This is a genomic window from Salmonella sp. 32120201201600049SM (assembly GCF_017572835.1).
Taxonomy (GTDB): domain Bacteria; phylum Pseudomonadota; class Gammaproteobacteria; order Enterobacterales; family Enterobacteriaceae; genus Salmonella; species Salmonella enterica.
Map to the genome: position 1 here is coordinate 124,971 of NZ_JAGESA010000005.1, position 15,650 is coordinate 140,620.

General features: G+C 52.1%; 14 protein-coding genes. 11 read left to right on the forward strand and 3 right to left on the reverse strand.

The window, feature by feature from the left end; genetic code table 11:
- Positions 1-127: 127 nt before the first annotated feature.
- The 5 genes from J4650_RS13330 (at position 128) to pmrB (ending at position 5,888) form a co-directional block, all read left to right on the forward strand.
- Entirely contained in the window at positions 128-889 is a 762-nt protein-coding gene (locus J4650_RS13330) for an AraC family transcriptional regulator (protein ID WP_001217075.1), read from the forward strand.
- A 139-nt stretch (positions 890-1,028) separates the two neighbouring features.
- A complete protein-coding gene (gene adiC, locus J4650_RS13335) occupies positions 1,029-2,366 on the forward strand; it encodes an arginine/agmatine antiporter (protein WP_000093130.1) in 1,338 nt (445 codons plus the stop codon).
- 133 nt (positions 2,367-2,499) lie between these two features.
- A complete protein-coding gene (eptA, locus tag J4650_RS13340) occupies positions 2,500-4,143 on the forward strand; it encodes a phosphoethanolamine transferase EptA (RefSeq protein ID WP_023236901.1) in 1,644 nt (547 codons plus the stop codon).
- Entirely contained in the window at positions 4,140-4,808 is a 669-nt protein-coding gene (gene pmrA, locus J4650_RS13345; protein WP_000697899.1) for a two-component system response regulator PmrA, read from the forward strand. Before eptA ends, pmrA begins: the two co-directional genes overlap by 4 nt.
- 9 nt (positions 4,809-4,817) lie before the next feature.
- A complete protein-coding gene (pmrB, locus tag J4650_RS13350; RefSeq protein ID WP_001212189.1) occupies positions 4,818-5,888 on the forward strand; it encodes a two-component system sensor histidine kinase PmrB in 1,071 nt (356 codons plus the stop codon).
- Between the two features lie 7 nt (positions 5,889-5,895).
- On the opposite strand, the gene pmrR is transcribed toward pmrB, so the two are convergent.
- Complete coding sequence (pmrR, locus tag J4650_RS13355) at positions 5,896-5,985, reverse strand: LpxT activity modulator PmrR (protein ID WP_000844399.1); 90 nt, start codon at positions 5,983-5,985, stop codon at positions 5,896-5,898.
- Positions 5,986-6,054: 69 nt separating this feature from the next.
- Positions 6,055-7,557 carry a glycine betaine/L-proline transporter ProP gene (gene proP, locus J4650_RS13360; protein ID WP_000919710.1) on the reverse strand — a complete coding sequence of 501 codons (1,503 nt, stop codon included), beginning with the start codon at positions 7,555-7,557 and terminating at the stop codon, positions 6,055-6,057.
- Positions 7,558-8,024: 467 nt separating this feature from the next.
- Between proP and J4650_RS13365 the strand changes: the two genes are divergently transcribed.
- From J4650_RS13365 to yjcO, 6 genes are all read left to right on the forward strand, one after another.
- On the forward strand, positions 8,025-8,360 hold the full coding sequence (locus J4650_RS13365; protein ID WP_000056482.1) for a zinc ribbon domain-containing protein YjdM: 336 nt from the start codon (positions 8,025-8,027) through the stop codon (positions 8,358-8,360).
- A gap of 119 nt (positions 8,361-8,479) precedes the next feature.
- Positions 8,480-8,923 carry a VOC family metalloprotein YjdN gene (yjdN, locus tag J4650_RS13370; RefSeq protein WP_023993536.1) on the forward strand — a complete coding sequence of 148 codons (444 nt, stop codon included), beginning with the start codon at positions 8,480-8,482 and terminating at the stop codon, positions 8,921-8,923.
- 151 nt (positions 8,924-9,074) lie between these two features.
- Positions 9,075-9,509, forward strand: coding sequence for an aminoalkylphosphonate N-acetyltransferase (phnO, locus tag J4650_RS13375; protein ID WP_001549776.1), 435 nt, complete (start codon positions 9,075-9,077; stop codon positions 9,507-9,509).
- Between the two features lie 257 nt (positions 9,510-9,766).
- Positions 9,767-10,675 (forward strand): lipid A hydroxylase LpxO, encoded by a 909-nt coding sequence (gene lpxO, locus J4650_RS13380; protein WP_000457029.1) that lies wholly within the window; start codon positions 9,767-9,769, stop codon positions 10,673-10,675.
- A 354-nt stretch (positions 10,676-11,029) separates the two neighbouring features.
- Positions 11,030-13,177, forward strand: coding sequence for a formate dehydrogenase H subunit alpha, selenocysteine-containing (locus tag J4650_RS13385; RefSeq protein WP_011233236.1), 2,148 nt, complete (start codon positions 11,030-11,032; stop codon positions 13,175-13,177).
- A 176-nt stretch (positions 13,178-13,353) separates the two neighbouring features.
- On the forward strand, positions 13,354-14,043 hold the full coding sequence (gene yjcO / locus J4650_RS13390) for a Sel1 family TPR-like repeat protein YjcO (RefSeq protein ID WP_000771454.1): 690 nt from the start codon (positions 13,354-13,356) through the stop codon (positions 14,041-14,043).
- A gap of 157 nt (positions 14,044-14,200) precedes the next feature.
- On the opposite strand, the gene gltP is transcribed toward yjcO, so the two are convergent.
- The gene (gene gltP / locus J4650_RS13395) at positions 14,201-15,511 is read right to left on the reverse strand and encodes a glutamate/aspartate:proton symporter GltP (RefSeq protein ID WP_000793278.1); all 1,311 of its coding nucleotides are present in this window, start codon (positions 15,509-15,511) and stop codon (positions 14,201-14,203) included.
- Positions 15,512-15,650: the final 139 nt, after the last annotated feature.

The window sequence follows — 15,650 nt, forward strand, 5'->3', positions numbered from 1 at the left end:
ATTGTAATATTATTCAGGAAAGTTATTTTAGTGCAGTTTCAATTCATCACACAATTGACTCAGTCCCCGTTATCTCTCCCGTTTGGCGAGATCCGGTCTTTTATGTTCATATTCCAGGAGTTCGGGTATGAGGATTTGCAGCAACGAGCCTTGCATAGTGTTATTAACCGAAAAAGATACATGGTTACGAGTAAATGGTAAGGAGCCAATCAGTTTAAAAGCGAATCATATGGCCATTCTGGCTTGTGAAAATAACGTTATTGACATTTCATCATTAAATAGCGTGCTAGTAATACAAGTGAGTCGCAATAATATTAAAGACTATTTACAATTCCTGAATAAAGATCTCTCACACCTTCCCGTCTGGCAACGCAACGCCGATCCCTTATTGACCGCCAACTGTCTGACGCCGGATATCTTCAGGGTCGCCGCCCGCTACAGCGCGATGGAAACACCAGATGAAATTGTTAGTGAACGTACCCGTGCGCTCCTTTTCACCGTTTTATCCCGCTTTCTTGACCACAAAAAATTTATTTCTTTGTTAATGCACATGCTGCGCAGCCGCATCAGTGACAGCGTTTACCACATCATTCAGAGCGATATTCATAAAGACTGGAATCTGAGCGCCGTTGCCAGCTGCCTGTGCCTGAGTCCAAGCTTGTTAAAGAAAAAGCTCAAAAACGAGAATACCAGTTATAGCCAAATAATCACGACCTGCCGAATGCGTTATGCCGTAAACCAATTATTAATGGACGGAAAGAATATCTCTCAAGTCTCACAGCTGTGTGGGTATAACAGCACATCGTACTTTATTTCCGTGTTTAAAGAGTTTTATGGTATGACCCCCCTGCATTATGTTAGCCAACATCGGGAACGATCGGCTGCCTAATTTTTCTACACTCAACGATAAGACACGATAATAGCAGCATTGGCGATAACCCGTCCCCGACATAATTCAGCGGCATTCTGAGGGGGTATGATACGACGTAATTTATCGTAACGAAGTCACCTTTTCAGGAGTCCAAATTATGTCTTCGGATGCTGATGCTCACAAAGTGGGCCTAATCCCCGTCACCTTAATGGTATCGGGGAATATTATGGGTTCAGGGGTATTCTTACTCCCTGCCAACCTGGCGGCCACTGGCGGGATTGCAATCTACGGATGGCTGGTCACTATCATCGGCGCCCTGGCGCTGTCGATGGTTTATGCCAAAATGTCGTCCTTAGATCCCAGTCCCGGCGGTTCTTATGCCTACGCACGCCGCTGCTTCGGGCCGTTTTTGGGCTATCAAACGAACGTGCTGTACTGGCTGGCATGCTGGATCGGTAATATCGCGATGGTCGTTATCGGCGTCGGCTATCTGAGCTATTTCTTCCCGATTCTGAAAGATCCGCTGGTATTAACGCTTACCTGCGTCGCGGTGCTGTGGATTTTTGTTCTGCTGAACATCGTCGGGCCGAAAATGATTACCCGCGTACAGGCCGTCGCCACCGTACTGGCGCTGGTGCCTATCGTAGGGATTGCGGTCTTCGGCTGGTTCTGGTTTAAAGGCGAAACCTATATGGCGGCCTGGAACGTGAGCGGCATGAATACCTTCGGCGCGATTCAAAGCACGTTGAACGTTACGCTGTGGTCATTCATCGGGGTAGAAAGTGCCTCCGTTGCGGCCGGTGTGGTCAAAAACCCGAAACGCAATGTGCCTATCGCCACCATCGGCGGGGTACTGATCGCCGCCGTCTGCTATGTGCTCTCCACAACGGCGATTATGGGGATGATCCCCAACGCGGCGCTGCGCGTGTCGGCATCGCCTTTCGGTGACGCGGCGCGTATGGCGCTGGGCGATACCGCAGGGGCTATTGTTTCCTTCTGTGCGGCAGCGGGTTGCCTGGGCTCTCTCGGCGGCTGGACGCTGCTTGCCGGTCAAACCGCAAAAGCGGCGGCGGACGATGGTCTCTTCCCGCCGATCTTCGCGCGGGTTAATAAAGCCGGTACGCCAGTGGCTGGGTTGCTTATCGTCGGCGTGCTGATGACTATCTTCCAGTTCAGCAGTATGTCGCCGAACGCCGCGAAAGAGTTTGGTCTGGTCTCCTCCGTGTCGGTTATCTTCACCCTGGTGCCTTATCTTTACACCTGTGCCGCGCTGTTACTGTTGGGCCACGGTCACTTTGGTAAAGCGCGCCCGCTGTATCTGCTGATTACCTTCGTCGCGTTTGTGTATTGCATCTGGGCGGTCATCGGTTCCGGCGCCAAAGAAGTGATGTGGTCGTTCGTCACGTTGATGGTGATCACCGCGCTGTATGCGTTGAACTACAACCGCATTCACAAAAACCCGTATCCGCTGGATGCGCCGGTTAAACAGGATTGACCACGTGTAGTTAATGTTATCGCAACAGGCCGGATAGCGCAGGTTATCCGGCCGCCACCAACATTAAGTTCTTAAGGTTCACTTAATTTTACTTTGTCACGATTAGCGTCACCGAATCGATGGACGCATCAACATGTTAAAGCGCTTTCTTAAAAGACCTGTTCTTGGGCAAATCGCCTGGCTTCTGCTTTTTTCCTTTTATATTGCCGTCTGCCTGAACATTGCGTTCTACAAGCAGGTACTACAAGACCTACCGTTAAACTCGCTGCGCAATGTGCTGGTGTTTATTTCCATGCCGGTCGTCGCGTTTAGCGTGGTCAATAGTGTGCTGACGCTGGCCTCATTTATTTGGCTAAACCGACTGCTGGCCTGCGTTTTTATTCTGGTCGGCGCTGCCGCGCAGTATTTTATTTTGACTTACGGCATCATCATCGATCGCTCCATGATCGCCAATATGATGGATACCACGCCCGCGGAAACCTTTGCGCTGATGACGCCGCAAATGGTGCTGACGCTGGGATTAAGCGGCGTTCTGGCAGCCGTGATTGCCTTCTGGGTCAAAATCCGTCCGGCGACGCCGCGCTTACGTAGCGGGCTTTACCGCCTGGTCAGCATCCTGATCTCTATTTTATTAGTTATTCTGGTCGCCGCCTTTTTCTATAAAGATTACGCCTCGCTATTTCGAAATAATAAACAGTTGATCAAAGCGTTAAGCCCATCGAACAGTATTGTCGCCAGTTGGTCATGGTATTCGCATCAACGGCTGGCGAATTTGCCGCTGGTACGCATTGGCGAGGATGCCCATCGCAATCCATTAATGCTGAAAGGCGATCGCAAAAACCTGACGATTCTTATTGTTGGCGAAACCTCGCGCGGCGATGATTTCTCTCTTGGCGGCTATCCGCGCGACACCAATCCGCTGCTGGCGAAAGACGATGTGATCTATTTCCCGCATACCACCTCTTGCGGTACGGCGACCGCGATCTCCGTTCCCTGCATGTTTTCTGATATGCCGCGCAAACATTATGACGAAGAGCTGGCGCATCACCAGGAAGGGCTACTGGATATTATCCAGCGCGCGGGGATTAACGTACTGTGGAATGATAATGACGGCGGCTGTAAAGGCGCATGCGATCGCGTTCCGCATCAAAATGTCACCGAACTAAACCTGCCCGGACAATGTATCGACGGCGAGTGCTACGATGAAGTGTTATTTCACGGTCTGGAAGACTATATCGACCATTTGAAAGGCGATGGCGTTATTGTATTACATACCATCGGCAGCCACGGCCCAACTTATTACAACCGTTATCCACCGCAGTTTAAAAAATTTACCCCAACCTGTGACACTAACGAAATTCAGAACTGTTCCCAACAGCAGTTGATCAACACCTATGATAATACCGTGCTGTACGTGGACTATATTGTGGATAAAGCCATTAACCTGCTGAAATCCCATCAGGATAAATTTACAACCAGCCTGGTCTATCTTTCCGATCACGGCGAATCATTGGGTGAAAATGGCGTTTATTTACACGGTCTGCCGTATTCCATTGCGCCGGATACGCAAAAACATGTCCCGATGCTCATTTGGCTTTCTAAAGATTATCAACAGCGTTATCAGGTGGATCAGGCCTGCCTGCAAAAACGGGCGAGCACGCTGGATTATTCACAGGACAATCTTTTCTCAACCATGCTGGGATTAACCGGCGTACAAACGACGTATTACCAGGCCGCAGATGATATTCTGCAACCGTGCAGGAGACTAAGCGAATGAAGATACTGATTGTTGAAGACGACACGCTATTATTACAGGGGTTAATACTCGCCGCGCAAACCGAAGGCTATGCGTGTGATGGCGTTTCGACAGCGCGTGCCGCCGAGCATAGCCTGGAGTCTGGTCATTACAGTCTGATGGTGCTGGATTTAGGGCTGCCCGATGAGGATGGCCTGCATTTCCTGACGCGAATCCGACAGAAAAAATATACCCTGCCGGTACTCATTCTGACCGCCCGCGATACGCTCAATGACCGCATTACCGGGCTGGATGTCGGCGCAGATGATTATCTGGTTAAACCCTTCGCCCTGGAGGAGTTGCACGCCCGCATCCGCGCGCTGCTGCGCCGCCATAATAACCAGGGTGAAAGTGAACTGACGGTTGGCAATCTGACGCTCAATATAGGCCGTCATCAGGCATGGAGGGATGGACAGGAACTGACCCTGACGCCTAAGGAGTACGCGCTGCTCTCACGGTTGATGCTCAAGGCAGGCAGTCCGGTGCACCGGGAAATTCTTTATAACGATATCTACAACTGGGATAACGAACCCTCGACCAACACTCTGGAAGTGCATATACATAATTTGCGCGACAAAGTCGGCAAGTCGCGCATTCGCACGGTTCGCGGGTTTGGCTACATGCTGGTTGCCACTGAGGAAAGCTAAGTGAGCCTGATGCGTTTTCAGCGAAGAGCGATGACCCTTCGCCAGCGTTTAATGCTGACAATTGGTCTTATTCTGCTGGTGTTCCAGTTAATCAGTACCTTCTGGTTATGGCATGAAAGCACTGAGCAAATCCAATTGTTCGAGCAGGCGCTGCGGGATAATCGCAACAACGATCGCCATATCATGCACGAAATTCGTGAGGCGGTCGCCAGCCTGATCGTCCCCGGCGTATTTATGGTTAGCCTGACGCTGCTAATTTGTTACCAGGCAGTACGGCGTATTACCCGTCCGCTCGCCGAACTGCAAAAAGAGCTGGAAGCACGGACGGCGGATAATCTGGCGCCGATCGCCATTCACAGCTCCACGCTTGAGATTGAGTCCGTCGTCTCGGCGATCAATCAACTGGTTACGCGTTTGACCACCACGCTCGACAATGAACGCCTTTTTACCGCCGATGTGGCCCATGAGCTACGCACGCCGCTGTCGGGGGTGCGTTTGCATCTGGAATTATTGTCAAAAACCCACAATGTTGATGTCGCGCCGCTTATCGCCCGTCTTGACCAGATGATGGATAGCGTCTCCCAGCTTCTGCAACTGGCGCGCGTGGGCCAGTCATTCTCTTCCGGGAATTATCAGGAAGTAAAACTGCTGGAAGATGTGATCCTCCCCTCCTACGATGAGCTGAACACCATGCTGGAAACGCGCCAGCAAACTCTGTTGCTGCCGGAAAGCGCGGCGGACGTGGTGGTGCGCGGTGACGCGACATTACTGCGTATGCTGTTGCGAAATCTGGTGGAAAACGCGCATCGCTATAGCCCTGAAGGAACCCATATCACTATCCACATTAGCGCCGACCCCGACGCTATTATGGCGGTCGAAGACGAGGGGCCGGGTATTGATGAAAGCAAATGCGGGAAGCTAAGCGAAGCGTTCGTGCGGATGGACAGCCGTTATGGCGGAATTGGCCTGGGGCTGAGTATCGTCAGCCGCATCACCCAGCTACATCAGGGGCAGTTTTTCCTGCAAAACCGTACGGAAAGAACAGGCACCCGTGCCTGGGTGCTGTTGAAAAAGGCATAACAGGCGTTTAATACGTCGTGACCCACACATAGATAAAACTGCTGACAATCAGCACACTACACAGGGTCGTCAAACTTTTATAAATATAGCTTTTCATGACGCTCTCCTCCAAAGGTATGGAGGAGAGTATGCCCGCGAGAGATTAAGCGAACCTTAAGCGCGAAATTTATTCATCGATACGCGGATGTTGCTGTACCAGACGCGAACGTTTGACCTGCAGCTCCGCAATTTCCTGATCGATGTCGTCGATTTTCTGCTCAATATTATCGTAATGCTCGCCCAGAATTTCCTTCGCTTCCTGGATGTCCGACGCCGCTGGCGTTGCGCCTTTTAGCGGACGATTGGCCGTCTCTTTCATGGAAATACCGGTAATCAAGCCTATCACCGCGATGACCATCAAATAATACGCCGGCATCATCAGATCCTGCGAGCTTTCCACCAGCCAGGCCGCCAGCGTTGGCGTCAGACCGGCAATCAATACAGAGATATTAAAAGCCGCCGCCAGCGCGCTGTAACGAATATGCGTCGGAAACATCGCCGGCAATGTCGAGGCCATCACCCCGGTAAAGCAGTTCAGAATCACCGCCAGCATCAACAAACCGGCAAAAATCAGGCCAATAACGTTACTGTTAATCAGGATGAAGGCCGGGATCGCCAGCGCGAACAGCGCAATGCTGCCCATAATCACAAACGGACGTCGACCGAAACGGTCGCTCAGCAGCCCCATCACCGGCTGCACAAACAGCATCCCGATCATAATGGCGATGATAATCAACACGCCGTGATCTTCAGAATAGTGCAGGTTATGCGACAGGTAGCTCGGCATGTAGGTGAGCAGCATGTAGTAGGTCACGTTGGTGGCAATCACCAGACCGATACATGACAACAGGCTACGCCAGTGTTTGGTGGCAATCTCTTTAAAGGAGACTTTCGGCCCATCCTGCAACCCTTCGCGGTCGCCCTGCTCCAGTTTATCCACGTGCTGCTGAAACGCTGGCGTCTCCTCCAGCGCATGGCGTAAGTAGAGACCAATAATCCCCAATGGCAGGGCGATAAAGAACGGAATACGCCAGCCCCACTCAAGGAAATTCTCCTCGCCGACAATCGTCGAGATCAAGACCACCACGCCCGCGCCCAGCACGAACCCGGCGATGGAACCAAAATCCAGCCAGCTTCCCATAAATCCGCGTTTACGATCCGGCGAATATTCCGCGACAAAGATCGACGCGCCGGTATATTCCCCGCCAACCGAGAAGCCCTGCGCCATTTTACACAGCAACAACAGTATTGGCGCCCAGATACCGATCGTCGCGTAAGAGGGGATTAACCCGATACAGAAGGTACTGATCGACATAATCACAATCGTGATCGCCAGGATCTTCTGGCGCCCGTATTTATCGCCGAGCATACCAAAGAATAACCCGCCGAGCGGACGAATCAGGAAGGGAACGGAAAACGTGGCCAGCGCGGCAATCATCTGGACGCTGGGATCGGCGCCGGGGAAAAAGACTTTACCCAACGCGTAGGCAACAAATCCATAAACACCAAAATCAAACCACTCCATCGCGTTGCCCAGCGAGGCGGCGGTAATTGCTTTGCGAAGTTTACCATCATCAATGATGGTCACATCGCCCAGTGTAATCGGTTTTATTTTTTTCCTTTTCAGCATAGCTGTCCTCATAGGCTAAGCCCTGTAGCGCTATATACGGCGGGCACTGGCATACCGCGCCAGCGTCGCCGTCGAGCGGAGGGAGGGGCGCGAACGCTATCCCTCATACAAGCGTAGCAGGTTTACTTACACTGTCCGGTTACGGACTGTACAACCGAACCTGTTGACGCCTGAATGGGCAGTTAATGACCTTTTTACCCTAACAGGGTTTAAATATGTGATCAACTTCACACATATATGTCAATTCGGTCAAAAGGTGTAAATAAGGACGCCCTAATGCGCTGTGGTGACAGTAAAAAAGCGGTTATTTGAGTGTAAACCATTGCTGACTGGCGTGGCGCAGACCCTTTTATAAAAGCGGCAATAGTCCCGACAACGCTAAGGATTTTGTGTATAATTGCGGCCTTTTTCGGCGATCTGCCATTTTTGGGCGCGTTTGCCCCCGCTGACTTTTTGAGGATACCAACATGTCATTACCCCACTGCCCGCAATGTAACTCCGAATATACCTACGAAGATAACGGCATGTTCATCTGCCCGGAATGCGCTCACGAATGGAACGATGCGGAACCCGCTCAGGAGAGCGATGAGCTGATTGTCAAAGACGCCAACGGCAACCTGCTGGCGGACGGCGATAGCGTCACCATCGTGAAAGATCTGAAAGTAAAAGGCAGCTCTTCCATGCTGAAAATCGGCACCAAAGTGAAGAATATTCGTCTGGTTGAAGGCGACCATAACATCGACTGCAAAATCGATGGTTTTGGCCCGATGAAACTGAAATCCGAGTTCGTGAAAAAGAACTGATTTACCGTGTCATTGCCCGGTAGCGCCTCGCTTACCGGGCCTGAGCGGCCCTGCCACCGACAATATTGTGCCAATTTCGAACTACACTTAACGAGCATCTCTTACCTGAGGTAACCATCATGCCGTTAAGTCCCTATCTCTCTTTTGCCGGCAACTGTGCCGACGCCATCGCGTATTATCAACAAACGTTAGGCGCAGAACTGCTTTATAAACTCAGCTTCGGTGAAATGCCCCCCTCGGCGGCGGATAACGAAGAGGGCTGCCCGTCAGGAATGCGCTTTCCCGATACTGCTATCGCCCACGCCAACATGTGCATTGCCGGCAGCGATATCATGATGAGTGATGCCAGCGCGTCGGGAACGGCGCATTATTCCGGCTTTACGCTGGTGCTTGATACCCAGGATGTAGCAGAAGGGAAGCGCTGGTTTGATAACCTTGCCGCACAAGGGCAAATCGAAATGGACTGGCAGGAGACCTTCTGGGCGCAGGGTTTCGGCAAGGTCAGCGATCGTTTCGGTGTGCCGTGGATGATTAACGTGGTTAAACATCAGCCTGCCACCTAACTCCCCGGGAGGCTCGCCCTCCCCCTTGCCATCAGAGTGATCTTTGGCTGCACGTTATCCGCCGTTTAACTGCCATAGAATAAATAATGACGGTAGTTTGCTACAGTCTGTCGAAAGATGGTTGATCCTGATGAAGCGTCGGGAGGACATTATGCCAGTCTGTGAATTACGCCACGCGACAACAGAGGATACCGATTCTGTTTACGCGCTTATCTGTGAGTTACTTAAAAATGAGCTTGATTATCAGGCTTTCAGGGATGGATTTGCCGCTAATCTACTGGACCCCAACGTTCATTATCGTTTAGCGCTGCGCAACGGAGAGGTAGTCGGCATGATCAGCCTGCATATGCAGTTTCATCTCCATCATGCCAACTGGATTGGCGAAATTCAGGAGCTGGTGGTATTACCGCAGATGCGGGGACAAAAAGTTGGCAGTCAGCTTCTGGCCTGGGCAGAAGAAGAAGCACGTCAGGCGGGCGCCGAGCTAACGGAGCTTTCCACAAATATTAAACGCCGCGATGCACACCGTTTTTATCTTCGCGAAGGTTACAAGCAAAGTCATTTTCGGTTTACGAAAGCATTGTGATCTGGCAGCCGTCATCGGGAGATAAGGCATAACGTAATCAGCCGTCACCGGGTGAAGTAGCGGAGCCATCTCAATTCTACTGTCGACAAGCCTGGATAAAGGTTAAACGGGCAGACTCGCTTCTTTAGCAAAAATGGCCCTTTTAAGTTGTAGAAATGTAAATTTATTGTCAACGAACTACACTTTTCTCTTTGGCATCACCGGGAGGGTTGCCTGAAAATCCCGGGATGAGGTTTTCTTAGAAGGACAGTGACGTTATGTTCGCAGCAATCATTATCGGTATTTTTATTATCAGCGTCATTTATGCGCATTCACGCGGGGTGGAAAAACAAAAACTTTCCCGTCAGCTCTTTGACCACTCGACGTTTATGGCGCCGATCAATATGTTCATGACTCGCTTCTCAACGTTACCGGCAAAGCAGCCGTACTTTGATACCACGGCATTTCCAGAGCTGCAGAAGCTGACGGAAAACTGGCAGGTGATTCGTGAAGAGGCGCTACGGCTTCAGCATCACATAAAAGCCGCGCAGGCCAATAACGACGCCGGATTCAACACCTTTTTCAAGCGCGGCTGGAAACGGTTTTACCTTAAATGGTATTCCGATGCCCACCCGTCGGCGGAAACGTTATGCCCGATAACGACAAAGCTGGTCAACAGCATCCCCTCTATTAAAGCGGCGATGTTCGCCGAGTTGCCTCCCGGGGCCTATCTGGGAAAACATCGCGACCCCTATGCCGGTTCAGTACGTTACCATCTTGGATTAAGCACACCGAATGACGACCGCTGTTTTATTGAAGTTGATCGACAGCGCCATAGCTGGCGCGACGGCGAAGCCGTCATCTTCGACGAAACCTACGTTCATTGGGCGGAAAATAAAACTGAGCAGACGCGTATTATCCTCTTTTGCGATATTGAGCGTCCAATGAAATGGCGCTGGGCGCAGAGCGTAAACCACTGGGTCGGCGCATCGTTGATGTCCGCCGCCAGTTCGCCAAACGACGAGAACGATCGCACCGGTGCGATTAATCGCATCTTTAAATACGTTCACGCAGCACGCGATGCCGGGCAACGGCTGAAAAAGAAAAACCGCACTCTCTATTACGCGCTGAAATATCTCGTTATTGCCGCTATTTTTGCCGCGATAATCCTTTTCAGCCTCCTCTGAAGCCGGGCCGCGGTATGGCACTGCCTGCCGCGGCCTGTTCTATCCTGGCGTTAGTCTCAACGCGTTCCCTGGCCTTGAGTCTATCCATCCGGGTAATTTCCACTTCAGGCAGAGCAGATTGCCGGATGGCGGCTCCGCCTTATCTGGCCTGCGCTCAGCGTTTCTTCCCATAATAAATGTCATGCGGCATTTTCTTTCGACACGTCAAAACTGACGATAGCCTGTTTTTCGTCAGGGTTTTGAGCAAAATTCGCCCGTAATATCAGGGAAAGCCCATACTAAAAAAGTGGCATAAAACATGCATACTGAGGGCGACAGCGCGTATGCGCGATTTGATTAACTGGAGCGAAACCGATGAAAAAAGTCGTCACGGTTTGCCCGTATTGCGCATCAGGTTGCAAAATCAATCTGGTGGTCGATAACGGCAAAATCGTCCGGGCTGAGGCGGCGCAGGGGAAAACCAACCAGGGTACCCTGTGTCTGAAGGGCTACTACGGCTGGGATTTTATTAATGATACCCAGATCCTGACCCCGCGCCTGAAAACCCCAATGATCCGTCGCCAGCGTGGCGGCAAACTGGAATCTGTTTCCTGGGATGAAGCGCTCAATTACGTCGCTGAACGTTTGAGCGCCATCAAAGCGAAGTACGGTCCGGATGCAATCCAGACAACCGGCTCCTCTCGCGGTACCGGAAATGAAACCAACTATGTAATGCAAAAATTCGCACGCGCCGTTATTGGTACCAATAACGTTGACTGCTGCGCTCGCGTCTGACACGGCCCATCGGTTGCAGGTCTGCACCAATCGGTCGGTAACGGCGCAATGAGTAATGCGATCAACGAAATTGATAACACTGATTTAGTGTTCGTCTTCGGGTATAACCCGGCGGATTCCCACCCTATCGTGGCGAATCATGTGATTAACGCTAAACGCAACGGGGCGAAAATTATCGTCTGCGATCCGCGCAAAATTGAAACCGCGCGCATCGCTGACATGCATATCGCGTTGAAAAACGGCTCGAATATCGCGCTGCTCAACGCCATGGGGCATGTCATTATTGAAGAAAACCTGTACGACAAAGCGTTTGTCGCCAGCCGTACCGAAGGTTTTGAAGAGTACAGTAAGATTGTCGAAGGCTATACGCCGGAGTCCGTCGAAGAGATCACTGGCGTGAGCGCACAGGAGATTCGTCAGGCGGCGCGGATGTATGCCAGCGCGAAAAGCGCAGCGATCTTGTGGGGTATGGGCGTCACCCAGTTCTATCAGGGTGTGGAAACCGTGCGTTCACTGACCAGCCTCGCGATGCTGACCGGCAACCTCGGCAAGCCAAGCGCGGGCGTTAACCCGGTTCGCGGCCAGAACAACGTTCAGGGCGCGTGCGATATGGGCGCGCTGCCGGATACTTATCCGGGCTACCAGTACGTTAAGTTCCCGGAAAACCGCGAGAAGTTCGCAAAAGCCTGGGGCGTAGAAAGTCTGCCTGCGCATACCGGCTATCGCATCAGCGAGCTGCCGCACCGTGCGGCGCATGGCGAAGTGCGCGCGGCGTACATTATGGGTGAAGATCCGCTGCAAACCGATGCGGAACTCTCTGCAGTACGTAAAGCGTTTGAGGATCTGGAACTGGTCATCGTGCAGGATATCTTCATGACCAAAACCGCGTCGGCGGCGGATGTGATTTTACCCTCCACCTCCTGGGGCGAGCATGAAGGCGTCTTCTCTGCGGCTGACCGTGGCTTCCAGCGCTTCTTTAAAGCCGTTGAGCCGAAGTGGGACCTGAAAACCGACTGGCAGATTATCAGTGAAATCGCCACCCGGATGGGCTATCCGATGCACTACAACAACACCCAGGAGATCTGGGATGAGTTGCGTCATCTGTGCCCGGATTTCTACGGCGCCACTTACGAGAAAATGGGCGAGCTGGGCTATATCCAGTGGCCATGCCGCGACACGTCGGATGCCGATCAGGGAACCTCGTACCTCTTTAAAGAGAAGTTCGATACCCCCAACGGTCTGGCGCAGTTCTTCACCTGCGACTGGGTAGCGCCTATCGATAAACTCACCGAAGAGTACCCGATGGTACTGTCGACGGTGCGCGAAGTCGGCCACTACTCCTGCCGCTCAATGACCGGTAACTGTGCGGCGCTGGCCGCGCTGGCCGATGAACCGGGCTATGCGCAAATCAATACCGCCGACGCCGCGCGTCTGGGAATTGAAGATGAAGCGCTGGTGTGGGTTCATTCGCGCAAAGGCAAAATCATCACCCGCGCGCAGGTCAGCGATCGCCCTAACAAAGGGGCGATTTACATGACCTACCAGTGGTGGATTGGCGCCTGTAACGAGCTGGTGACTGAAAACCTCAGCCCGATTACCAAAACGCCGGAGTACAAATACTGCGCCGTACGCGTTGAGCCGATCGCCGATCAGCGAGCCGCCGAGCAGTATGTGATTGATGAGTACAACAAGCTGAAAACCCGCCTGCGCGAAAGCGCAATGGGTTGATCTGCCGGATGGCGGCATCAGAACGCTTTATTCGGCCTGCGTCTACTGTAGGCCTGATTAGATGCATTAGCATCGCCATCAGGCATTTTCCCTATAACAGCCTCCGCCCGGAGGCTGTTTTTTTATCCATACGATCTCTTTATACTGTCTTTTCCGTACCCTAAATAAAACTCAAAATGAAACTACTTCTTGCATTGATGTTGTTTATGACATTCTTTGCCCATGCCGCAGATCCTGAGCCGGGTAGCCAGTATTTGCAGGCAGCAGAGGCAGGTGACAGACGCGCACAATATTTTCTGGCCGACAGTTGGTTGAGCTATGGCGATTTGAACAAAGCTGAATACTGGGCGCAAAAAGCCGCCGACAGTGGCGACGCCGACGCCTGCGCGCTACTGGCGCAAATCAAAATCACTAATCCGGTAAGCCTGGATTATCCCGACGCGAAAAAGCTGGCTGAAAAGGCGGCTAACGCGGGCAGTAAAGCGGGAGAAATTACGCTGGCGCGGATCCTGGTCAACACCCAGGCCGGGCGCCCGGACTACCCAAAAGCCATCTCGCTGCTGCAAAAGGCCTCTGAAGATCTGGATAACGACTCCGCGGTGGATGCGCAAATGTTGCTTGGCCTGATTTACGCCAACGGCGTGGGCATTGCCGCCGATGATGAAAAAGCCGCCTGGTATTTCAAACGCAGTTCCGCCATTTCCCGTACCGGCTATTCAGAATACTGGGCGGGAATGATGTTTTTAAACGGTGAACCGGGCTTTATTGAAAAGAACAAGCAGAAGGCGTTGCACTGGTTGAATCTAAGCTGTCTGGAAGGGTTTGATACCGGTTGCGAAGAGTTCGAAACGCTAACAAATGGCTGATGTTTATTGCCGGATGAACGTAGTCGTTGTAGGCCTGATAAGCGTAGCGCCATCAGGCAACCCGGAGCAGGTTGTCGGATGGCAGCGTGAACGCCTTATCCGGCCTACATTCTCTTTCGCTGTAGGCCGGATAAGCAAAGCGCCATCCGGCAATCCGTTATTGGGCGGTTTTATCAAATTTGCCCAGCACATCGCGCTCATAGGCCAGCGCTTTTTTGCGGTCAAACTTGTGTTCCCACTTGGCGATCACCAGCACCGCCAGCGCATTCCCCACCACATTTAGCGCAGTACGCGCCATGTCGAGGATACGGTCGACACCGGCGATAAACGCCAGCCCTTCCAGCGGAATGCCCACGCTGCCCAGCGTCGCCAGTAACACCACGAAGGAAACGCCAGGCACGCCGGCAATCCCTTTCGACGTCACCATCAGCGTCAGCACCAGTACAATTTCCTGCCACAGCGACAGGTCGATACCGTATAGCTGCGCGATAAAAATGGCGGCGATGCTCTGGTATAACGTGGAGCCGTCGAGGTTAAATGAGTAACCGGTCGGTACCACGAAACTGGTGATAGAGGCTGGTGCGCCGTAAGCTTCCATCTTCTCGATAATGCGCGGCAGCACGCTCTCGGAGCTGGCGGTCGAGTACGCCAGAATCAATTCATCTTTCAGAATGCGAATCAGAATCCAGATACTTAACCCGCACAGGCGCGCCACGATGCCCAGCACTACAAGCGCAAAGAAGATAATGGCAAAGTGTACCAGCAGCACCAGTTTCGCCAGCGGCCACAGCGACGCGAAACCAAAATTCGCCACCGTGACGGCGATCAGCGCAAAAACACCCACTGGCGCATAGCGCATCACCATATGCGTCACTTTAAACATGGTTTCGGAGATAGAGCGGAATACCGTTACCAGCGGCTCGCGGTGCGTTGCCGGCAGGGACGACAACCCCAGCCCAAACAGGACCGAGAAAAAGATAATTGGCAGCATATCCCCTTTGGCCATCGATGCGATGATATTGGTCGGCACCAGCGACAGTATCGTCCCCATCAGCCCATGCGCATGACTTTGTACTTCCGCCGTGGTGTTCTGGTATTTCGAAATATCGACGGTCGCCAGTTGCGACATATCAATGCCTGAGCCTGGCTGAAAGACATTCGCCAGCGTAATGCCGAGGATAATCGCCACCGTGGTGATCAGTTCAAAATAGAGAATGGTTTTGGCGCCGATACGGCCTAGCTGTTTCGCATCGCCAACGCCGGCGATGCCGACAATCAGAGTCGAGATCACGATCGGCACGACGATCATTTTAATCAGATGGATAAAGATATCGCCAGCAGGCGACAGCAGGTTGGCAATCAGCCATTCACGACTGTCACTGTGATAATGCAGATAGCTGCCCAACAGAATGCCCAGCACCATAGCCAGCAAAATTTGCCAGGCCAGGCTGACTTTCAAATTTTTCATAACAACAGACTTCCTCGATGAAGCGTTGCTCTCCGCCGAAAGCATGAGAGCAATACATACTGAAAGGGTATGATTTGTGTTGCGTTGGTTTGTAGAGTTTTTTAACGCGCATAATCAGTATCATTTGCATAGCGTCTTG